Genomic DNA, 21439 nt, shown 5'->3' with positions numbered 1-21439 from the left:
CCTACATCCGCTCCAGGTCCAGGAGCGCGCGGTCGCCCGCCCAGGCGTGCCCGAGGACCTCGGCGGACTGCTTCGCGGCCTCCTGGTCGCCGCGCGCCTCGTGGACCTTCATCATGCCGTACAGGGCCCAGCCGTTGTTGCGCGACCGCGTCAGGCTCGCCGCGAAGGCCTGCTCGGCCTCGTCGACGCGGCCGGCCCGGAGCAGGGCGGCCCCCAGGGACTGCTGGACCGGATAGTACCAGAACGGCGGTTCCATATAGGGAAGCTGCCCCTCCAGCGCCGCCGCGCTGCCGAACTCGGCGATCGCGCCGTCCAGGTCGCCGCGGGCCTGGGCGATCCGCGCCCGCACCACGTGGCGCGAGATTTCCAGGACGGTGGATGCCGGAATCCCGGCGGATGCCAGCCCGGCGATCCCGGCCGTCTTCTCCAGCGCGGCTATGGCGTCGGCCTCGCCCGCCGCACCCGCCGCGTCGCCGGATGCCGCCAGGGCCACGCCGCGGGCGTAGTGCCACATGGCCTTGACGAACGGGAACTCGTCCGTGGGCGCCGGCACCGCCATCACCGTTTCCGGGGTGCTGAACTGGGCATGGGCGAAGTACGGCGCGGCCATGATCGGCTGGACCCACGGGATCGTGCGCGCCGCCTCGTCCGTCACGGTCGCCCGAAGCTTCTCGGCGGCGCTCACCGCCGTCGGGCCGTCGCCGGCCATCTGGGCGGAGACCAGCAGGAAATGGATGTTGTGCGGATAATAGGCCGAGGGGTAGATGCCGGCGGTGCCGATGCTTTCCAGATAAGCCTCGTCGGCGGCGACGGCGCGCCGGTTCGCCTCCAGCGAGTCCCGGTAGCGGCCGATGCGGTAATAGATGTGCGACGGCATATGCACCAGGTGCCCCGCGCCCAGGTCGAACGACGCCAGCCGGTCCGCCCCCGGCACCGCCCGCTCCGGCCGGTCCGACGCCTCCACCATGTGGATGTAAAAGTGGATCGCCCCGATATGGTCGGGGTTCCGCGCCATCACGGATTCCAGCATCCCGATGATCTCGGCCGTGCGGCCCTTGGGCTGCGCGCCGCCGGCCTGCCAATAGTCCCACGGCGACAGGTTCATCAGCGCCTCGGCGGTCAGGACGGCGATCTCGGTGTCCTCGGGGTAGCGCAGGGCGACCTCCGTCATGGCGTCGGCATAGGCCTTGTCGAGGGCGGCCCTGTCGGTCGTGCCCCCGGCGGCATAGCGCCGTGACAGCGCCTGGATCAGCGCCTGTTCATGGGGCCGGGCGTTGGCGGCGAGCCGCTCCGCCCGGGCCAGGGCGGCCAGGGCGGGTGCCATGGCGCCGGCATCCATCGGCGCGTTGATGTTCGGCCCCAGCACCAGCGCCTCGCCCCAGAAGCACAGGGCGCAGGTCGGGTCGATCTGCTGGGCCTTGCGGAAGGCGCGCCGCGCCTCGGCATGGTTGAAGCCGTAGGCCAGCCGGAGCCCCTGGTCGAAATAGCGCTGCGCCAGGGGCGACGCCGTCGTGACCGGATAGGTGACCGTGCCCAGGTTCTGCCACAGCGGCACGTCGGAAAGGTCGTCATAGACCTCCGGCGACATGCCGCCCGCGGGCGGGACGAAGGGCTTAGTCTCCACCTTCATAGGCTGGTGGTGCATGCCCTGGTGCTGGGTGCCCGTCTGGGCTCCGGCGGGGTGGACCAAAGCCAGCATCGCGGCCGTCACCAGGCCGGCATGGAGCGAGGTCCGCAGGGTCGAACGGGTCATGTTTCCTCTCCGTTTCCAAACGTCGCGATCATTCTCAGGAATGCAGCCGGACCATGCGCTGGCGGGCGCGTCCGGCCGCCGCGGCGTCGCCGGCCCCGTCCAGGGCGCGGGCGGCGAGCGCCCAGTTGAACGGGCTCGACGGCTTCAGGTCGGTCCGCTCGGCCGCCAGCGCCCGGGCGAGCTTCGACCTGCCGCCGCGCAGCGCCGCCTCGATCAGGGTCAGCGTGATCACGTCGCGCTGGGCGTTGCTGCCGCCGAACCGGTGGGACACCGCGCGCGCCTGGGTCAGCAGATCGATCGCGATGTCGTGGAAGCCGTCGGCGAAGGCCCGGATCGCCGAGCACACCTTCAGCCCGACCTCGCGGGTCATGGCGGCGTTGCTGCCGGTCCCGGCGGCGCGCCGGTTCAGCACCACCAGCAGGCGGCGGGCGACATGGTCGCGGCCGGCGCCGACGAAGGCCATCATGGCGTGCATGTCGTTGAAGGCGTAGTAGCCGTCTTCCGCCATCGGCTCCCAGGCGTCGGCCACCGGCTCCCAGCGATCGCCCACGTCGATCCCGCGCAGGTGCATGCGCCACAGCATGGACGTGGCGTCCACCAGCTCGATCGCGGCGCCGCCCGGCCGGGGCCGGATATGCTCGTCATAGATTGCCAGGGTCCTGTCCGGCTGCCCGTGGTCCAGGTGGTAGAGCGCCAGGTGCCACCAGTTGTGGACCGCCAGCATGTTGTCGGGCGCCCAGTCGTCCACCCGCTTGGTCATCCAGCGGATGCCGTCGCCCAGCCGGCCCTCCATCTCCATTACGTGGGCCACGGCATGGATCGCCCAGGGGTCGCGCGGCGTCAGCTCCACCGCGTGGCGGCCCGCCTCCTCCGCCCGGCGGAACATGTTGTTCTCCTCCAGCCCGAAGGCGTGCATGCCGAGCACGTAGCCGTAGCCCGGCGTGGCGGCGTCCCACTGCGGCAGCACGCGGGCCGGCCGGTCGCGCAGCAGGGCGGTGTTGCCGACGAAGAAATCCACCTGATGGGCGACCTGGAGCGCCAGCAGGTCGCGAGGATGCTCCAGCAGCACCTCGCCGTACAGCTCGCCCGCCCGGTGGAAATCCCCGTCCAGCCAGGACCGCAGCGCCGCGACATGGCCGCGCTCCCGGCCGTTGGCAGAGCCGGCCAGCGCCTCGGCCGCCTCGACGCTGCGGCGGAGTTCCGGTTCGGCCGACTTCTCCGCCGCCATCAGCATCAGGGCTCCGCGCAGGCAGTGGCCCATGACGAAGCCGGGGTTCTCCTCCAGCGCCTCGTCGATGGCGGCCAGCGGGTCGGCGAAATAGCCGTTCAGCAGCCCGAGGGCATGTTCGAAACGGTCGAGCGAGCGGCGGTCCGAAGCGGACACGGGCTCGCCGCGCAGGTCCTTGAGGCTCATGATGGGGCATCCATGTGGTGGTCGGTCCGTATTCCTGGACCGACGCTACCCGCCGCCTGTCATCGCCCCGTCACGGGGAGCGTGAATCGATCGTGAAAAACGCCGCTCAGCCCCCGGCCGCCGCTCTCTTCGGTGGTGCCCCGTCGGGATCACACCGTCCGGCTCGCCCCGATCAGGCCGCCCGTTCGGCGGCGCCCGGGACCCGCCGGCCGGCGCGGCCGGCCTGCAGGTCGGCCAGAGGGAAGTCCAGGACGAATACCGTGCCGTGGTCGTCCTGGAACTCGCAGTTCCCCTCGATCTGATGCACCAGCCCCCGGATCAGGCGGCTTCCCATGCCGGTCGCCCGGCCGGGCTGGTAGCCGACGCCGTCGTCCCGGACCCGGAGGAGGGCACGGCCGTCGTCCTCCGCCTTGAGGGTCACCGTGATCAGGCCCGGCCGCCCGTCGGGAAAGGCATGCTTGAAGGCGTTGGAGACCACCTCGTTGACGATCAGCCCCAGCGGCAGCGCCTGGTCGGGGCTTACCTTCACCGGCTCCAGGTCGCACTGGACCCTGACCGCCGACCCGTAGCCGTCGCGCAGGCCCCCGACCAGCCTGCGGATATAGTCGGCGATGTCGAGATGGCCGAACTGGTCCGACCCGTAGATATGCTCGTGGACGGCCGACATGGCCGCGATCCGGCGCATCAGGTCGTCCTTGCCCTCCCGGTCGCCGGGCTGGAGCTGGATCAGGGACGAGACGGTCTGGAGATTGTTCTTCACGCGGTGATGGACCTCGCGCAGCAGCATGCGGTTGTCCTCCAGCGCGGCCGCCAGCGCGTCGCGCGCGCGTTCCTCCTGCCGCAGCAGCCTCACCACCCACAGCGAGACCAGCAGCAGCGCCGCTCCGATGGGTGCCGCCACCAGCGCTATCTCGCCCAGCCGGCCCCGGAAGCCCTCGGCCAGGGCGCTGGACGGAATGCCGACCACCGTGACCAGCGGCAGCCCGTCGACCCTGCGGTATCCGACGATCCGCGCCCGCCCGTCCGCGGGGGACGCCTCGGCCTCGTAGGACCCTTCCGGAGCCTTGGGCAGATGCTCGGTGAACAGGACGTAGTTGGCCAGGTTCAGGGAACTCTCCGGCACCGGGAAGCGCGCCACCAGCCAGCCGTCGTCGCGCAGCAGCCCGACCGTGGAGCCGGGGCCGAGATCCATCGATCGCCAGAACTGCGCCAGCAAATCGGCCGGGACGTAGATGACGGCCGCCCCCAGGAATTCCCCGCCGCGCTCGATCCTGCGCCCGATCGGGAACACCTTCCGGGTGGTGCGGCGGCCGTTGACCAGGGCGCCGATGTGCCATTCGGTGCCGGTCTTGAGAGCCAGGAAATAGTCCCGGTCGCCGATGCGCGCCGGTCCCAGCTCCGGCTCGTCGGTCAGCACCGAATTGCCGTCGGCGTCGAACACCCAGACATGGACCGCTCCCGGCAGGGCCGCGACCGCCGTGTCCAGGTCGCGCGCCCTGTCGGTGCCGTGCAGGTCCGGCCGGTCCCCCAGCGACTCGTCGATCCGCCGCAGCGCCTGGAGGTTGGCCTCGATCAGCCATCTTGCATGGGTGGACGCGACGTAGGCGGCGCTGGCGGCCCGCGCTTCCGCCGCCGCCCTCGCGTCGCTCTGGCTGCGCCAGATGAACTGGGCCGCCAGCGACAGCACCAGGACCAGCAGCAACGCCGTCAGGGCGAGCGCCGCGGTGACCGACCGGCTTGCCCGCTGCCTCGGCGCCGCCGCCGCGTCCTGGTCGGTTCGGGGTCGGTCCGCGGGCATCCGGCTATCTCACTCCAGGGTCCCGAGTTTCATCGGAGCGGCTCTCGCGTCGGCTGAAGCGCCTTCGCGCCTCAGCTTACGTGACCCGCCCCGATGATTGTGCGGATTTTTCGGGTTTCCGCTCCGGATTATCCCGGATTTCCAGGGAGCGGGGTCAGTTGGCACTCGCCGCCGTCGTCTCGAACAGCTTGGCGAGGTCGGGGCCGACCTTGGCAGCCCAGGTCTCGAAGGCCGGGCGAGTCGCCGCCTTGAAGGCCGCCAGCTCAGCCTCGGTCGGCTCGTAGACCTCCATCCCCTTCTGGCGCAGCATCTCGATGCCCTGGGCGGTCTGCTCGCGCGTCAGGTTCCGCTGGAACGCCATGGCCTCCTCGGCGGCGGCCTTCACGCTCGCCTTGGTGTCGGCATCCCACGAATCCCAGCGCTTGCGCGACACGCCCAGGAAGATCGGGTCGTAGGAATAGTGCCAGGTGGTCAGGTACTTCTGCACCTCGTACACCCGCTGCGGGATGATCACCGCGCCGATCGGGTTCTCCTGCCCGTCCACCACGCCCTGCTGGAGGGCGGAGAAGGTCTCGACCCACTGCATCTGCTGGGGGTTGGCGCCCAGCGCGTTCATCACGTCGATGTACATCGGGCCGGCGACCCGCATCTTCAGCCCCTTCATGTCGTCGGGCGACTTGATCGGGCGGACGTTGTTGGTCACCTCGCGGAAGCCGTTCTCGCCCCAGGCCAGGACGACGATGCCGTGCTTGTCCAGGATCTCGGTCATTCGCTCGCCCGGCTCGCCGCTGGTGGCCGCGTCCACCTGATCGTAGGAGGTGAACAGGTAGGGCAGCGAGAAGGCCGCCATCTCGGGCACCAGCGGCGTCACGTTGATCGCCGAGGTCATGACGAAGTCGATGGCGCCGCGCCCGACCATCTCGGCCTGCTTCATCTGGTCGCCGCCGGTCAGCGTCGCGTTGGCGAACAGCCGGACCGTGTGCTTGCCGCCGGTCTTGTCCTTCAGAAGCTCGGCGAAGCGCTCGCCGCCCTTGTGCCAGGTGGTGGCGTCCGACGTGTTGTGCGACAGGCGGAAGGTGTCGGCTTCCGCGCTCCCGATCGCGGCGAGCCCCAGGGCCGCGGCGACGGCGATGCCCTTCAGGGCGGTTGCGATCTTCATGGTGTGTTTCCTCCTTAGAATAGGTTTGGTCACCGCAGGGCGAACAGCGAGATCCACGGGAACATCGACAGGATCGCCAGCCCGATCAGGCTGGTGATCAGGAACGGGATGGCGCCGATCGCGATGCGCTCCAGCGACAGGCGGGTGATGTTGGCGGCGACGAACAGGTTGATTCCGACCGGCGGGGTGAACAGGCCGATCGACAGGTTGACCATCAGGATCACGCCGAACCAGACCGGGTCCCAGCCCAGCTCCCTCACCACCGGCAGGAATATCGGCAGGGTGATGAACATGATCGTGATCGCGTCCATGAACATCCCGGCGATCAGCAGGATCACCGCGATGACGAACAGGATCACCCATTCATTATGGCTGAGCCCGAGCAGCACGGAGGAATACTGGCCGACCATGTCGTCCACCGTGACCACCCAGCCGAACAGGCTGGCGAAGGCCACCACCAGCATCACCACCGCGGAGGAGGCGCTGGCCTCCGCCAGGGCCGAGAACAGCACCCGGGGCGTCAGCGTGCGATAGATCGCGACGCCCACGAACATGGCGTAGACGGTCGCGACGATCGCCGCCTCGGTCGGCGTGAAGACGCCGCCATAGATGCCGCCCAGGATCACCACCGGCGTCAGCAGCCCCCAGAAGGCGTCCACGAAGGCCCGCCCCAGCCGCGTGAAGTAAGGCAGGCCGGCATAGGGCTGCTCCAGCAGCGCCACGGTGCCGCCCTCCCGCCCCGGACCGTCCTGGGGCCGCCCGCGCGACGCGAACGGCAGGGCGGCCAGCATCAGCACGCCCATCAGCAGGCCCGGGACGATGGCGGCCAGGAACAGGTCGGAGATCGAGGTCTCGGCGATCACTCCGTAGATCACCAGCCCGATCGACGGCGGGATCACGATCGACAGGGCGGCGCCGGTGCAGACCAGGGCGGCGGCGAAGGGCCGGGGATAGCCGTCCTCCGCCATGCTCTTGATGATCAGCGGGCCGATCGCCGCGACCGAGGCCGGCCCCGATCCGCTGACCGCCCCCCAGAACAGGCAGACCACCGTCCCGACCACCCCCATGCCGCCCGGCAGCCCGCCGATCAGCACGCGGAAGAACCGGATCATCCGCTCCGCGATGCCGACCACGCCCATCAGCGAGCCGGCCAGGATGAAGAACGGCACCGCCAGCAGCGAGTATTTCGTGATGCCTGTGGTGATCAGGTCGCCCGCCAGGTCCAGGCCGAAGCCCAGCTGCCACATGGCGAACATGGCGGAAAGGCCCAGCGCGAAGGCGACCGGCAGCCTCAGGAACAGCAGCACGAAGAAGACGATCACCATCTGCGTGCCGACGCCCAGTCCAAGGAACTCACCCATGACCACCCCTCGGGGCACCCTCCGACCGCAGGTCCCGCACCGCCCTGGCCGCTTGCTGCACGAAGCGCGCCATCACCAGCAGGAAGGCGGCCGGGACGGCGGCGGTGTAGTACCAGGCCGGGATCTGGAGCGCGTAGGACAGCACGCCGGTGGCCATCTGGTTCGCCACCAGCTCCGCCGTGAACCAGGCCGCCGCCGCCAGCAGCACGCAGCCCAGCGCGGTCGCCAGGATGGTCAGCGCGACCTTGCCGCCGCGCGGCAGCAAGTCGTGGACGACCGTCACCGCCAGATGGTCGCCCCGCTTGGCGGCGATCGCCGCCCCCAGGACGGTCAGCAGCAGGAAGCCGTTGATCAGCAGCTCCTCGGTCGAGGCCAGCGACCGGCTGCTCAGGTAACGGACCAGGATGTTGGCGAATCCCAGGCCGGTCATGGCCAGGAAGATCAGGGCGCACAGCCCTTCCTCGAAATAGTCGATCACCGCGCGCATGTCATTCCTTAGGATTCTCCCCCCAGTCGCCCGAAGCCCTCGGGCCCGCGCCGGATCTGATTTCCATTTGCATTACCGGCGCGAAGAATATTGAAGTGCGTATTGAATTCAATAAGCTTCGGCACCGGCGCCCCGATAACCCAGGCGCCGCAGGAATGAGGAAACGGGACAATGGCAGGAAACGGCAGGATCGTAGGCTGGGCGCACACCGTGTTCGGCAAGGCGGAAGCCCCGGACACCGAGGCGCTGATGGCCCAGGTCGCGGGGGCGGCGCTCGACCATGCCGGCGTCCCGGCCGAGTCCGTGGACGGCATCTATGTCGGCGTGATGAACAACGGCTTCTCCAAGCAGGACTTCCAGGCCTCGCTGGTCGCCCTCTCCGACGAGCGGCTGGCCCACGTGCCGGCGACCCGGCTGGAGAACGCCTGCGCCACCGGCTCCGCCGCCCTCTACGCCGCCCTGGATTTCGTGGAGTCCGGCCGGGGCCGCGTAGCATTGGTGGTCGGCGCGGAGAAGATGACCGCCACCCCCGGCACTAAGATCGGCGACATCCTGCTGGGCGCCAGCTACCACAAGGAGGAAGCCGACATCGAAGGCGGCTTCGCCGGGATCTTCGGCCGGATCACCCAGGGTTATTTCCAGCGCTACGGCGACCGGTCGGAGGAGCTGGCCCGCATCGCGGCCAAGAACCATTCCAACGGCATGGCCAACCCCTACGCCCACATGCGGAAGGATTTCGGGTTCGAGTTCTGCAACGCCGTGTCGGAGAAGAACCCCTATGTGGCCGCACCGCTGCGCCGGACCGACTGCTCCCTGGTGTCCGATGGCGCCGCCGCCCTGGTGATCGCCGACGCGGAGACGGCCGAGACGCTGGAGCGCGCGATCGCCTTCCGGGCGCGCCGCCACGTCAACGACATGCTGCCGCTCAGCCGCCGCGACCCGACCGCCTTCGAAGGCGCCCGCCGGGCCTGGCGCGGCGCGCTGGAGGACGCCGGCCTGACCCTGTCCGACCTCAGCCTGGTCGAGACCCACGACTGCTTCACCATCGCCGAGATGATCGAGTACGAGGCCATGGGCCTCGCCGAGCCGGGCCAGGGCTACCGCGTGGTCCGCGACGGCACCACGGCCAAGGGCGGCAGGCTGCCGGTCAACCCCTCGGGCGGGCTGAAGGCCAAGGGCCACCCGATCGGCGCCACCGGCGTCTCCATGCACGTGATGGCCGCCCTCCAGGTCATGGGGGAGGCCGAAGGCATGCAGATCCCCGGCACCGACCTGGCCGGCGTGTTCAACATGGGCGGCGCCGCCGTCGCCAACTACGTGTCGATCCTGGAGCGGGTGAAGTGACGGAGACCAAACCCGTCACCACGCGGGTGATGAACCTCGCCCACTTCCTGACCCAGGCGGCGCGCCGCCACGGGGCGGAAGTGGGCTTCGTCTGGGGCGAGCGCACCTGGACCTGGAGCGAGATGGAGCGGCGGGTCGACGCCATGGCCTCCGCCCTGCTCCACCGGGGCGTCGCCAAGGGCGACCGGGTGCTGGTGCAGTCGAAGAACTGCAACCAGATGTTCGAGTCCATGTTCGCCTGCTTCCGGATCGGCGCCGTCTGGGTCCCGGCCAACTACCGCCAGACCCCGGACGAGGTCGCCTGGCTGGCCAAGGCGGGCGGCGCGGCCGCGATGATCTGCCACGCCGCGTTCCCGGAGCACGCGGCGGCCTGCCGGGCGGCCCAGCCGGGCCTGCGGAGCGTCGTCTCGATCGGCCCGTCCGACTTCGGCGACGACTACGACGCGCTGGTAGCCCGCCACGACGGCGAGAAGCCCGCCGTGGCCGCCGTGGACCGCGACGACCCCTGCTGGTTCTTCTTCACCTCCGGCACCACCGGGCGGCCCAAGGCCGCCGTGCTGACCCACGGCCAGATGGCCTTCGTGGTGACCAACCACCTGTGCGACCTGATGCCGGGAACGACCGAGCGCGACGCCTCGCTGGTGGTCGCCCCGCTGTCCCACGGCGCCGGCATCCACCAGCTCGTCCAGGTCGCGAGGGCCGCCAAGACGGTGCTGCCGGCCTCCGAACGGCTGGACGTCGAGCAGGCCTGGGCGATGGTGGAGCGGTGGCGGATCACCAACATGTTCACGGTGCCGACCATCCTGAAGATGCTGGCCGAGCACCCGTCGGTGGACCGGTTCGACCATTCCAGCCTGCGCTACGTGATCTATGCCGGCGCTCCGATGTACCGCGCCGACCAGAAGCACGCGCTGGACAGGCTCGGCCCGGTGCTGGTCCAGTATTTCGGGCTGGGCGAGGTGACCGGCAACATCACCGTCCTGCCGCCCCGCCTGCACAGCCTGGAGGAGGGCGAGGGCGCCCGGATCGGCACCTGCGGCTTCGAGCGGACGGGCATGCAGGTCTCCATCCAGGACGACGCGGGCCGCGAGCTCGCCCCCGGCGAGACGGGAGAGATCTGCGTCTGCGGCCCCGCCGTCTTCGCCGGCTACCACGACAATCCCGAGGCCAACGCCAAGGCTTTCCGCGACGGCTGGTTCCGCACCGGCGACCTGGGGCACATGGACGCGCAGGGCTTCCTCTACATCACGGGCCGGGCGTCCGACATGTACATCTCGGGCGGGTCGAACATCTATCCGCGCGAGATCGAGGAGAAGATCCTGATGCATCCCGACCTGGCGGAAGTCGCGGTGCTGGGCGTGCCGGACCCGCAATGGGGCGAGGTCGGCGTCGCCGTCTGCGTCCCCCGCCCCGGCGCCTCCCTCGGCGAGGCGGAGCTGCTGGGCTGGCTGGACGGCAGGATCGCCCGCTACAAGATGCCCAAGCGCGTCGTCTTCTGGGAGGAACTGCCGAAGTCCGGCTACGGCAAGATCACCAAGAAGCTGATCCGCGAGGAGCTGGAACGCCGGATGGCATCCGCTCCCATGCCGAACGGCTGAGGAGGGTGCGCGTCCCGCGCACCTCGGGCGGCGGGACGCCGCCCCTCCGAAATGATCTCCCCCGACCGGGCATCCAGGCACCATGCAAGACACCGTCATCGGCATAGACCTCAGCACCACCACCTGCAAGGCGATCGCCTGGGACCGCGACGGCCGCGCGGTCGCCGAGGGCCGCGCCCCGCTGAGCCTGGAGCGCCCGGAACCCAACGCCTACGAGCAGCACCCCGACGCCTGGTGGCGGGCAGCGCAAACCGCCCTCCGTCAGGCCCTCGCCACCGTCCCCGCTGCGTCGGTCGCCGCCGTCGCCGTGGTCAACCAGCGGGAGACGGTCGCGGTCACCGGCACCGACGACGTGCCGCTCCGCCCCGCGATCCTGTGGCTGGACGAGCGCCGCAAGGCGGAGGTCTCCGCCCTGTCCACCCGCGTCGGCGTCGAGCGGATGCACGCCCTGACCGGCAAGCCGCTGGACTTCGCCCCGGCGGTCTACAGCCTCGCCTGGATGGCGCGGGCCGAGCCCGGCCTGTTCGCCCGCGTCCGCCACGTCTACGATCCCCATGCTTGGCTGGTCCGCCGCCTGACCGGCGAGTTCGCGACGAGCTGGGCCAGCGCCGACCCGCTCGGCGCCTTCGACATATCCTCCCACGTCTGGGCGGACGAGGTGATCGGCGCCCTGCCGATCGCCCTCGACCCCGGCCGTTTCCCGCAGGCTGCGGCCCCCGGCACCGTCATCGGCCGGATCACCCCGGAGGCCGCCGCCCTGACCGGCCTGCTCGCCGGCACCCCGGTCGTCGCCGGCGGCGGCGACGGCCAGGCCGGAGGGCTCGGCACGGGAGTGGCCGGGGCCGGCACGGCCTATCTCAACCTCGGCACGGCGATCGTGTCCGGCGTCTACGACCGGGAGCCGCGGATCGACCCCGCGTTCCGGACGCTGTGCGCGATCGACCGCCAGGGTTATATCCTGGAGACCTCGCTCCGCTCCGGCACGCTGCTGGTGAACTCCCTGATCCGGCAGATGTTCGGCCTCGACCCCGACGCCGATCCCGGCATCTTCCGCCGGCTGGAGGCCGAGGCCGCCTCCGTCCCCCCCGGCAGCCGCGGCCTGCTGCTGCTGCCCTACTGGAACGGCGTGATGAACCCCTATTGGGACCAGGACGCCCGGGGCTGCCTGCTGGGCCTCTCCCCCGACCACGGCCGGGCGGAGATCTACCGCGCGCTGCTGGAAGGCATCGCCCTGGAACAGGCCTTCGCCACCGACCGCGTCGTGGCCGCGACCGGCCAGCCGGTGGACAGCTTCGTCGCGATCGGCGGCGGCTCCGCCAGCGATCCCTGGTGCCGGATCATCGCCGACATCACCGGCCGCCCCGTCGTCCGCGCCGAGACGGCGGAGGCGTCGAGCCTGGGCGCCGGCATCGCCGCCGCCGTCGGGGCCGGCTGGTACCCCGGCTTCGAGGAAGCCGCCGCCGCCATGACCCGCACCGGCGCGGCGTTCCATCCCGACCCCGCCGAGGCCGGCTTCCACGCCGACCTGCTCGGCCTCTACGCCGACCTGTACCCGAGGCTGCGCGACCTCTACCCGCGCCTCGCCCGGCTCAACCGGCGCTGAACCCGCCATCCACCGTCAGGCAGGTGCCGTGGATCATGGCGGCGGCATCGCTCAGCAGGAAAGCGACGGAGGCCGCCACCTCCGCCGGCCGGGCGAACCGCCCCAGCGGGATGCGGGCCAGCATCGGCCCCGACTTGGCCGGATCGCTCCACGCCTTGTCCGCCATCGGGGTTAGCGTCACGATCGGGTTCAGGCTGTTCACCCGGATGCCGTGCGGCCCCAGCTCCAGCGCCATCACCCGCGTGACCGCGTCGAGCGCGGCCTTGGACGCACAATAGGCCGTGTGGTCGCGCGTGCCGACATCGGCGGCGAGGCTGGACACATTGACGATCGCCCCCGGCACCCCGCGCCGGACAAGGTCGCGCGCGACCTCCTGCGCCACGACCAGCGGCGCGCGGGTATTGACGGCGATGGTTCGGTCGAACGTCTCGGTGCTGGTTTCGAGGAAGCTTTCCAGCTCGACGATCCCGGCGCAGTTGACCAGCAGGTCCACCGGCAACACCGCCCGAACCGCGGCCCGCGTCGCCTCCGCGTCGGCCAGATCGACCACGACCGGCACGCCCAACCCTTCCAGGTCGGCGGCGGTGCGGCCAAGCGCGATGACCTCCGCCCCGCACCCGGCGAGCAGCAATGCCACCTCCCGCCCGATCCCCTTCCCGGCCCCGGTCACCAGCGCGCGCTTGCCGGTGAAGTCGTAGCGGACCATGGTGTTGGCTCCCGTTCAGTTTACAGGGCGCCGAGTGTCGGGGGCGGCGGGCGGGATGGCAAGGCTTCGGATGGGTCGGCCACCAATCCGCCCTGTCAGCCCGTAGGTCGGCTACAGCGAAGCGGCAGCCGACAGTCCGGCGCGTCGAAGCCTGCTGCTACTTCGCACTGCCAGCCTGTGGCAACTTGAAACAGACGGGGATCGGGACTTCAGCGACGCAGAAGCCGGGCGGGCCAGCTGATTATGTCCAGAAGCCTGTCGCCACTGCCGGTTCTGCGCTGCATGTCCTCCCGGACCTTGGCAGCCTGCCACAGTGCCATGGCAAGAAAGTAGAAGGCGGGCACGAGGGCCAGCAACACATCAGGCTCCATTGCTCCCGTCTCCCTTGTCCACGTCCGAACTCAAAGTGGCGATTGCCATATCAACATTATAGGCAAAAATGGTTCCCGCGACAACAAGTGTGCAAACCGCTAACCATGCAGCCCAGTGTTGTGAAGCGCCAGACACCGCCATCAGGCCAAAGAGCAACCATAGGAAGATCGTTACTGATAAGAGGTGATAGAAGCTCACCTTAAGGTGCGTTGTCCATTTTCGTTCAATCTTGGAAACGTTCAAGAGCGACCCGGATCCTAGAGCAAGGGCAAGGAAGATCAAGTGGCCGAGCCAGTTTTGATTCTCAAACGCAATCGCATTTTCAAATTTTATGACCTCAATCGCAACGGAAGCTGCAACAAGTAGATGGGCTAATAGGGGAAGCAGGCCCAATAAACAGCCAACATAGAACGTAATTCGTGCCTCTCGTTTGCTTTCACTGATTTTCATCGTATTACGCCAAAAATCGGAATTAATCTTACCCCTCAAACCAATGCATATTCATTGGCTATTGCATTCTAGCGTATTGGCACGGCTCGACGCAACAATGGCGACGCCGATCAGCAATATTTTCACTGATCTCGTTCGCGATACTTAGGCGTGATACTAAACGAATCGACTGGACGGCTTGAATGTCTGCATTTCCAATACTCGAAGAAAGAAACATCCGTTATGTGATGCAGTGTCAATCCCTGAATAGATTGGTTATTGAAGGCCCGTTCAGGAATCAGTTCAATTCATGATGAAATACTGTGGTAAACGCTCTCCAAAATGCAAATAAAACTCTTATCAATACATGAAACCTATAATGAGTAGTGCTGTCGGGCCGCAGTATCTTTTCAAATCTGATAACGGCCACCTTTGTATTGTTCAAGGGCCTTCCCGCACAGCTTCTCGGCATTAGCAAAAAGGGTCATTTCAAAATGGACAAGCGGGTGACCCCGCCTCTCGCTTAAACCGTTAATAAGTTTAAGGTACTCTCGATAAGTATTGTCGCACTCCAAAGACTGCCAGCCTCCCTTATCCACGAGAAACTTTTTCCTAAATATTTCGGCAAATCCACCCTGCCCGTAGATTTTTGTGTTCCGGCCTTCGGGATAATTGAAGAATACTCCCGGTCCGTGCGGCTTGCTGAAGATTATTTGTATGGCATTAAGTGCCGCCGCGACGCGAGAGTCATAAATCGCATACTTATCAGGATTGGCAATCGCGAAGATTTTTGAATAGGTTGTGACTCTCTCGATTGGTAAAGGCGGATCATCCAAGCCAGCAAGATCAACGTATCGTTCGAGATTTTCAGGCTTATTCCCCGGTATGCCGCCCCATTTTACGACAATATCGTGAGCTATGGATATTCTTTTATTGCGATCGCCTAGCCTCCACTCCGCTGATTTCTCATTCTTCCAAACAATTGTCTGGTCGTAATTGCGGGAATTTTTCCCTCGTGGCCAGGAATACTCTAAGAACTCTGAGGCATCAGAATCGAAATAATCATCGACAGCCTGGATCATGATACTCCGCCCTTAACTACCTGTGTTCTTGATGGCAGAACACTCACAATAGTCAATCTCGGGCGCGTTCAAATCAAGTTCTGTTAAGTATACATTAAGTACAGTATCATGAATCCAAAACGAATCCGGATGAACGTTCTGCGTAGCCAATCCGGTGAATCTACTCACCCTATCTTGGCCAAATCGGGCGCAAGAACACACTCTTGACATTTCGGGGTAATCCCCTCAGTCTCGCCACACCCATGCACCCGCAGGGCGGCCGAACCGAGAAGGTCCAAGTTCTCGATCCGGCCTGACCATCGATAGTCCAGCTTAAGGATGAGTATCAATGGCTAATGCACTCCATAGCACAACGCCCGGCGCGTTGCCGCGCCGAAATTTCCCGTCATGGGCCGCGGTGGTTCCCACTGCCGCGGCTGGGTTGAAGGGGGGCGTCGCGGTTTTCCGCGGCGTCCTGATAGGCGGAACGTCACGTCGTCGGTTGCGCCCCGCCACCTGACCACCGCGTCCGCCGTCGCGACGCCGACCCGCTCGGCCCTGACCTGATCCCGCCCGGGATGGCTCGGTGCCGTCCTGCAACTCGCTCCTTTCAGCACTGCGCCCTCCCCGCCCCTGCGGCCGGATGCGCGGAGCGATCTCCCATGTCTGGAAAGCCCATGCATTGAAAAAGCTCGGCATTGCTCGAACGTCGCTCCCGCCCGGTTGCCCCGGCCTGAACGGAGGCGATGAATGCGCACTCTCGGGAAGCTGCTGGTTATCTGGGGCGCGCTGTTGCCGCTCCTGATCCTGCCCACCACCGCCGACAGGATCAGCCAGAAGGTCGCGGTCCTGAATCTCCGGCTCGACTACCAAGCCTACATGTTCGGCGAGGAGGTGGATTACGACTCCGTGATCGTCGCCGGGCTGATCATCGTCGGCATCGGGCTGTCCATCAACGCCATCGGTTGGGCCGGAAGGCGGTAGGCATGTCACCGCTTGGTGGATTTCCCGCCGGGGCGGGTCATGTCAGGGCGTGGTAAATGGGAGAACCGGCCAAGCCAACCCGTTGCCTGACGAAGCCGAGACGGATGATTTCCTCGCGGACGCTCCTTGCATCCGCTCCAAAGGGCTCGAGTGACTGCACGGCTCAAGGCCAGAAACCCGTATCGGCAATCTCGGCCAGGGTCCAGGGACAGGTGGCCGGCAGGATCGACATGGGCAGGCCATCATGCTGCGCCAAACTGACACCGGCCAGTCGCCGGGCGCGATCATAGACGGTCGGCAGGCGCACCCGCCCGACCAAGCCGGGATTGTCGTCGGCAAGAGCCTCGAATGCGAGGCGCTGGATCGTCACAGACTCTCGCCAGCGGTCACGGAAATCGGATGCGGGCGCACAGGCAAGCTTGAGCAGGTGCCCGAGGATCCGCATCACGGCGTCTTCCATCGCCCGCAGTTCCCTCCGCCCCAAGCTCTCGATCTCTTCGGCGATGTGGTCTATGTCCGCTGCGTCGAGCTGTCCGGCGCGGAGCAGCGCTACCTGCTGTTCGGTCCAGGCCGCGAAGTCGATCTCGTAAAGCGTGCGGCTCGGCATGTGTCCGGTCTCCAAAGCGATGATCGCAGGTAACGGCACGCTCACCCTATTCCTGCCGCGGAGCAAGCCCGGCGATCGAGCGCTCCACGGTGAAGCTATTGGGAGCCTTGCTCCTGAGGATCGGCTTGTCCGGAGCCGAGATCTGATCGAGCGTGCCGCAGCGAAGAAAGACGGCGCCTGCAAATCCCAACCCCAGATCGTGGCGTTGGGCGGTCGAACTCGGACACTCCTGGATCAACGGCTTCCGACGACTGCTCCTTCGCCGGAAGAAGAGCCCGAGAACCAAAGGAGTAGGACCGCCCACGAGCTTGGCGCACCTACACGTAAGGAAATATGCTTGAAAAAAAGCACAACCCGATTAAATTTACATGGCTTGCATGACTTGCATAAGGATTCGGCCTATGGACACGCTCAAAGTCTCGGCTGCGGAATTCCAGCGCAACATCGGCCGTTATCAGGATTTAGCGCTTTCCCGACCGGTTGCGGTCACCCGCAACGGCCGGGAAAGCACAGTTCTGATTTCAAGCGAGGAGTACGAACGCCTCAAGCGTCGCGATCGGCAGGTGCTGGGCCTTGACGACTTCACCGAAGCAGACATTGCCGCCCTTGAGGAGGCGCGACCGCCAGCAGAGGCCCGCGCCTTCGATGCCGAGTTGAAGGCTTGAGATGCCGTTTCCCGAACCGGTGCCGGGCTTGGTAGTGCGGTACAGCTATCTTTGGCAGGCCGAGCAGCGGCAGGGTCGGGAAGAAGGGGTCAAGGACCGTCCCTGTGCCGTAGTGCTGGTCACAACGACCGCCGCCGGTGAGTCGGTCGTCACCGTCCTGCCCGTCACCCATACACTGCCGGTCGAGACCTCGGCGGCAGTCGAGATCCCGGCCGCGACCAAGGCGCGTCTCGGCCTTGACTCAGCGCGCTCCTGGGTCGTCCTCACCGAGGCCAACCGCTTTCTTTGGCCGGGGCCGGACCTTCGACCGGCGCGCGCGGGCGACACGGCGAGCATGGTTTACGGTCTCCTGCCCTACGGGCTCATGGAGGAGATCCGGCAGAAGTTCCTCGCCCTCCTCAAGGCCCGCCGTGCCAGACTCGTGCCGCGTACGACGTAGCGCTGCGGGCGCCAACATGTCCAACCATACAATACCTGAGGCAACGCTCGACATCGTACCGGTCGGGCGCTGGAAGTTGCTCCCTTAACCCGGCGCTGAACCTTTGCCGGAAAACCGTCCCGCCATGCTCCAGGTCGCATGTGCCATCACGGCTGCGGGGAGGGCTGCGCCACCAGGACAGGCCCTTAGAACATCCCGTTCGGATTGGCGGAAGTTTCGGGCAGGATCTGCTGCACGTCCCAGTGCTCGACGATCTTGCCGCTGCCGTCGAGCCGGAAGATGTCCATGCACGCATAGTCGTGGTCGCCCGGCCAGTGCTGCAAACAATGCAGCACCACGAGATCGCCCTCGGCGATCGCCCGCTTCACCTCGACCCGCTTCCCCGGCCACTCCCGTGCCATGCGCTCGAAATAAGCGACGAAGCCATCCTTGCCGGTCGCGACATGCGGGTTGTGCTGGATGTACTCGTCGCCAGCATAGCGCTCGATTGCCTCGCGCGGCTGGCAGTCATTGAACATCAGCTCATAGAAGGCGATCACGTTCGCCTTATTCTGCACGGGATCGGTCATGTTGTCCCTCTTCTGCATGGATCGCTCCCGTGCTCGGACTTTCCCGGAAGAGGAGCGGTCATATCGGAATCCAGGAAATGCAGTTCACCCTGCGTCACCGTCAACCTCCTCCTTCCCAGAGATCAAGATCGCTCTCGTCCATCGGTCCGAAAGGGTCATGGCCAGTGCCGAGCCTTCCCTTGAGCAGGCCGATCCTGAACGATGCTACCTGGGAGGGTGCGCGTCCCGCGCACCTTGGGCGGCGGGACGCCGCCCCTCCGCATAAGTCGGCGCCTTGGTCCAACGGTGGTTTCCCTAAAGGCGAAAGTGGCGGATGATCGTCTGGGCGAGGAGATCCTGCGCCTTGCTGGCGGACCCGGCAGCCTGGGCGATGACCAGATCATAGGCGGGCAAGGCCGGCAGTCCTTCGTCCTGGCCGAGGATCCTCATGGCATCGGTGACACGGGCACGGTCAAGGATGCCGACCGCGAAACCACCCTCGATCGCCGCCTCGATGGCGGCCGACCCCGAGCTTGTCACGACCGTCCGCCAGGATCGGCCGATCGCCGCCAGGGCATCGACCGCGGCACTCCGGTAAGGGCAGCCGGACCCGTGCAGGGCGAGCGGCACCGGCATGTCCGCGGGGAGGACGAATCCGAAACCCGCGACCCACACCGGTTGCGTCGTGCCGAAGTGCCGGCGGCCGGGTTCGCGTGGCTGGCCCGTGGGCTGCACGACAAGGGCGAGGTCGAGGCTGCCGCGCTCCAGCCGGCTCGCCAGATCGCCGCTCGACCCCGTCTCCACTTCGAGCTCGACGCCGGGGTGTTCCGCCGAGAAGAGGGGCAAGGCATCGCGCAGCAGCCTGCGGGTATATTCCTCGGAGACGCCGAACCGCACGCGCCCCGTCGCTGCGGATGTGTCGAAGCTCGCGACGATCCGGTCATGCGCCTGAAGGAAATCGTTGGTCTGGATCAGCAGGCTCCGTCCGGCGGGAGTCAGCGTCACGCCCTGGTTGTCGCGGTCGAACAGGCGCCGGCCGGAAAGCTCCTCAAGGCGGCGGACATGGGTGCTGACCGCCGAAGGGCTGCGGTTGAGATGCAGCGACGCCGCGCGGAACTGACCGAAGCGGGCGATGGCGTGGAAAGTGCGAAGAAGCTCGATATCGAGAGGCGGCGCCATGGTTCACGAATTCCGCATTACTGGTGCTGATAGTTTCGTTTGATTGCACGTCCTTCCCGCTCGATTGTCAAGCACATCGACGGAAGGAATACGGCCATGGACAAGGTGATGGAAAAGGCGACCGCATGCGGGACCGCTGGGACCGCGAAGCGCGGGAGAGGCGGCGCGGGTCGCGCCGCTCCCTCGGCACTCATGCTCTTCGCGCTTCAGGCGGCCATGGTCGTGGCCTGGAGCGCGGGTTTCGTCGGCTACCGCTATGCGGCCGAGCATGCGCCGACGTTCCTGATCTCGTTCTGGCGTTTCGCGCTGGCGGCCCCGCTCCTGCTGCCCTTCGCCTTGCCGGCTCTCCGCGCGGCACCGTCGGCGGCAATGGGGCGCCAGGCGCTGATCGGCGTCTTCGCCATCTGCGGCTATCTGGCGCCGATCGCGAAGTCGATCGAGTACGGAGTTCCGGCGGGTCTGGCCGCCTTGGCCGCCGACCTCCTGCCCCTGGCGGTCGCGGGAGTGTCGGTGATCCTGCCCGGGCGGCGGATGGGTGGGCTGCGATGGTTCGGCGTCGGCATCGGCGCTGTCGGCGCCCTGCTCGTGGCGGGCGAAAGCTTCCGGTTGGGCTCCGCGCCGGCTTGGGCTTACGGCTTGCCGGTGATCGGCATGCTGTCCCTGGCCGTCGCGACGCTGATCCAGGAGAAGACCGGCGGTACCGACCTGTCGCTGCCGATCATGGCGACACTCTTCATCCAGGTCTGCGTCAGCGTGCCTGTCTTCGGTGTCCTGGCTCTGCTCGAAGGCGGCATCGCCCCCGTGATGAGTCCGGAATTCGGATTGAGCCTCCTGTGGCTCGTGCTGGTCCCGACGTTGGGGGGATATGGGCTGTATTGGATTTGCCTCCGCCTCGGTTCGGCCGAGAGTGCGAGCGGCGCCCTGTATCTCAGCCCGCCCGTGACGATGATCTGGGCTTATGCCGTCTTCGACGAGCCCCTGTCGATCATGATGGCCGTCGGCATGTGCCTTTCGCTGATCGGTCTGTTCTCCATCAATCGCGGGGTGAGCCGTGACGCCTCGAAGTAGACCGATCTTCCGGACCCCGGGCCAACGCATCGCAAAACATGGAGCGGGAGAATCATTGCGGCTTCTCACCCTTCGCAATCAGATAAGCGGCCACGAAATCGATATGGCGCAGCAAGGGCTCGGCCCGTCAGCTCCCCTCCAACAAACAGGAAACACGCATTGTTCTTTATTTGTTCTCACATCTCCTGTAAACTCCCCGGCACCATCTACCGCCGAGGGCCACCGCCATGTCCGATGCAACTCCCGTGATCCGCCTCACCGCTCGGCACGAGGCTTTCTGCCAAGCCATGGCCGCCAATGTCGGCGGGGCCGAGGCCGCGCGCCGGGCCGGCTATTCGCCCAAGGGCGCCAAGCAGCGCGGGGTGTACCTGATGGCCCGGCCGGAAACCCGCATCCGCGTCGATCAGCTTCGGGCGGCCCGCTCCGCCGGGATCGAGGCCGAGCTGAAGGAGGCGGCGGAGACGGTCAAGGCGATCATCGCCGACGCGATGGAGAAGAAGCAATGCGCCCTGGCGCTGCGCGCCGTCGAGCTGCGCCTGAAGCTGTGCGGCATCATGTTGGACAAGCGCATCCCCCATCTCTTCACGGCCGCTCCGCACCCCGATGCCGACCTGGAGACGCACGACCCCGACCCGGCCGAGGAGAACGACGGCCGCCTCGCCGGTGCCAGCGTTGAAATAGTGACCTCGGATAGTGACCCGGGGCCGCGATCGAAGACGGCCGGCAGGCCGGCCCCTAAGCCGGCGCCCTTCGCCCCGCGCCGGGCACCCGCCTTGATGACCTCGACCTCGTTGACCCAGCCGCTTCCGGCAAACGCCCTGCCCGTCTTCAAGGCGGGGGCGCTCGCCGCGATGGGCTGACCTG

At 67.0% G+C, this 21439-nt stretch carries 21 protein-coding genes; 8 read left to right on the top strand and 13 right to left on the bottom strand.

Annotation, left to right across the window (positions count from 1 at the left end; all coding sequences use genetic code 11):
- Position 1 precedes the first annotated feature (1 nt).
- The 6 genes from JL100_RS34520 to JL100_RS34495 all read right to left on the bottom strand — a co-directional run bounded on the left by JL100_RS34520 (position 2) and on the right by JL100_RS34495 (position 7972).
- Positions 2-1753: a tetratricopeptide repeat protein gene (locus JL100_RS34520; RefSeq protein ID WP_202683270.1), complete on the bottom strand. Its 1752-nt coding sequence runs from the start codon at positions 1751-1753 to the stop codon at positions 2-4.
- Between the two features lie 34 nt (positions 1754-1787).
- Complete coding sequence (locus tag JL100_RS34515) at positions 1788-3167, bottom strand: tetratricopeptide repeat protein (protein ID WP_202683269.1); 1380 nt, start codon at positions 3165-3167, stop codon at positions 1788-1790.
- Between the two features lie 172 nt (positions 3168-3339).
- Complete coding sequence (locus JL100_RS34510; RefSeq protein WP_202683268.1) at positions 3340-4965, bottom strand: sensor histidine kinase; 1626 nt, start codon at positions 4963-4965, stop codon at positions 3340-3342.
- A gap of 154 nt (positions 4966-5119) precedes the next feature.
- Entirely contained in the window at positions 5120-6124 is a 1005-nt protein-coding gene (locus JL100_RS34505) for a DctP family TRAP transporter solute-binding subunit (RefSeq protein ID WP_202683267.1), read from the bottom strand.
- A 29-nt stretch (positions 6125-6153) separates the two neighbouring features.
- Positions 6154-7485, bottom strand: a complete 1332-nt coding sequence (locus JL100_RS34500; RefSeq protein WP_202683266.1) for a TRAP transporter large permease — start codon at positions 7483-7485, stop codon at positions 6154-6156.
- Positions 7478-7972 (bottom strand): TRAP transporter small permease, encoded by a 495-nt coding sequence (locus tag JL100_RS34495; protein ID WP_202683265.1) that lies wholly within the window; start codon positions 7970-7972, stop codon positions 7478-7480. Before JL100_RS34495 ends, JL100_RS34500 begins: the two co-directional genes overlap by 8 nt.
- Positions 7973-8143: 171 nt before the next feature.
- Between JL100_RS34495 and JL100_RS34490 the strand changes: the two genes are divergently transcribed.
- The 3 genes from JL100_RS34490 to JL100_RS34480 all read left to right on the top strand — a co-directional run bounded on the left by JL100_RS34490 (position 8144) and on the right by JL100_RS34480 (position 12517).
- Positions 8144-9316, top strand: a complete 1173-nt coding sequence (locus tag JL100_RS34490; protein ID WP_201083317.1) for an acetyl-CoA acetyltransferase — start codon at positions 8144-8146, stop codon at positions 9314-9316.
- Positions 9313-10914 (top strand): acyl-CoA synthetase, encoded by a 1602-nt coding sequence (locus tag JL100_RS34485; protein WP_228421710.1) that lies wholly within the window; start codon positions 9313-9315, stop codon positions 10912-10914. Before JL100_RS34490 ends, JL100_RS34485 begins: the two co-directional genes overlap by 4 nt.
- 82 nt (positions 10915-10996) lie before the next feature.
- Positions 10997-12517: a xylulokinase gene (locus JL100_RS34480; protein ID WP_202683264.1), complete on the top strand. Its 1521-nt coding sequence runs from the start codon at positions 10997-10999 to the stop codon at positions 12515-12517.
- Here JL100_RS34480 and JL100_RS34475 read toward each other — a convergent pair.
- The 4 genes from JL100_RS34475 to JL100_RS34460 all read right to left on the bottom strand — a co-directional run bounded on the left by JL100_RS34475 (position 12504) and on the right by JL100_RS34460 (position 15106).
- The gene (locus JL100_RS34475; protein ID WP_202683263.1) at positions 12504-13223 is read right to left on the bottom strand and encodes an SDR family oxidoreductase; all 720 of its coding nucleotides are present in this window, start codon (positions 13221-13223) and stop codon (positions 12504-12506) included. The genes JL100_RS34480 and JL100_RS34475 overlap by 14 nt on opposite strands.
- A 209-nt stretch (positions 13224-13432) precedes the next feature.
- Entirely contained in the window at positions 13433-13594 is a 162-nt protein-coding gene (locus JL100_RS34470; protein ID WP_202683262.1) for a hypothetical protein, read from the bottom strand.
- Positions 13584-14045, bottom strand: coding sequence for a hypothetical protein (locus JL100_RS34465; protein ID WP_202683261.1), 462 nt, complete (start codon positions 14043-14045; stop codon positions 13584-13586). The genes JL100_RS34470 and JL100_RS34465 overlap by 11 nt, the downstream gene beginning before the upstream one ends.
- Before the next feature lie 389 nt (positions 14046-14434).
- Positions 14435-15106 carry a hypothetical protein gene (locus tag JL100_RS34460; RefSeq protein ID WP_202683260.1) on the bottom strand — a complete coding sequence of 224 codons (672 nt, stop codon included), beginning with the start codon at positions 15104-15106 and terminating at the stop codon, positions 14435-14437.
- Positions 15107-15835: 729 nt separating this feature from the next.
- On the opposite strand from JL100_RS34460, the gene JL100_RS34455 reads away from it, so the two are divergent.
- Positions 15836-16069 carry a hypothetical protein gene (locus tag JL100_RS34455; protein WP_202683259.1) on the top strand — a complete coding sequence of 78 codons (234 nt, stop codon included), beginning with the start codon at positions 15836-15838 and terminating at the stop codon, positions 16067-16069.
- Positions 16070-16232: 163 nt separating this feature from the next.
- On the opposite strand, the gene JL100_RS34450 is transcribed toward JL100_RS34455, so the two are convergent.
- Positions 16233-16676, bottom strand: a complete 444-nt coding sequence (locus JL100_RS34450; protein WP_202683258.1) for a DUF29 domain-containing protein — start codon at positions 16674-16676, stop codon at positions 16233-16235.
- A 401-nt stretch (positions 16677-17077) separates the two neighbouring features.
- Here JL100_RS34450 and JL100_RS34445 point away from each other — a divergent pair, with 401 nt between their 5' ends.
- Together JL100_RS34445 and JL100_RS34440 are read left to right on the top strand one after the other, a co-directional pair.
- Entirely contained in the window at positions 17078-17341 is a 264-nt protein-coding gene (locus JL100_RS34445) for a type II toxin-antitoxin system Phd/YefM family antitoxin (RefSeq protein WP_202683257.1), read from the top strand.
- A 1-nt stretch (position 17342) separates the two neighbouring features.
- On the top strand, positions 17343-17780 hold the full coding sequence (locus tag JL100_RS34440; RefSeq protein ID WP_202683256.1) for a hypothetical protein: 438 nt from the start codon (positions 17343-17345) through the stop codon (positions 17778-17780).
- A gap of 185 nt (positions 17781-17965) precedes the next feature.
- Here JL100_RS34440 and JL100_RS34435 read toward each other — a convergent pair whose 3' ends face one another.
- Both JL100_RS34435 and JL100_RS34430 read right to left on the bottom strand, forming a co-directional pair.
- Positions 17966-18349, bottom strand: coding sequence for a nuclear transport factor 2 family protein (locus JL100_RS34435; RefSeq protein WP_202683255.1), 384 nt, complete (start codon positions 18347-18349; stop codon positions 17966-17968).
- Positions 18350-18643: 294 nt separating this feature from the next.
- A complete protein-coding gene (locus tag JL100_RS34430) occupies positions 18644-19507 on the bottom strand; it encodes a LysR substrate-binding domain-containing protein (RefSeq protein WP_202683254.1) in 864 nt (287 codons plus the stop codon).
- A gap of 96 nt (positions 19508-19603) precedes the next feature.
- Here JL100_RS34430 and JL100_RS34425 point away from each other — a divergent pair, with 96 nt between their 5' ends.
- Positions 19604-20575, top strand: coding sequence for a DMT family transporter (locus JL100_RS34425; protein WP_202683253.1), 972 nt, complete (start codon positions 19604-19606; stop codon positions 20573-20575).
- Between the two features lie 227 nt (positions 20576-20802).
- Positions 20803-21435, top strand: a complete 633-nt coding sequence (locus JL100_RS34420; RefSeq protein ID WP_202683252.1) for a terminase small subunit — start codon at positions 20803-20805, stop codon at positions 21433-21435.
- Positions 21436-21439 lie beyond the last annotated feature (4 nt).

Origin of the sequence: Skermanella mucosa (genome assembly GCF_016765655.2) — a bacterium.
GTDB classification, from domain to species: domain Bacteria; phylum Pseudomonadota; class Alphaproteobacteria; order Azospirillales; family Azospirillaceae; genus Skermanella; species Skermanella mucosa.
The sequence above is the reverse complement of the archived record's forward strand: the minus strand, read 5'-3'. Positions and strand labels throughout refer to the sequence as shown.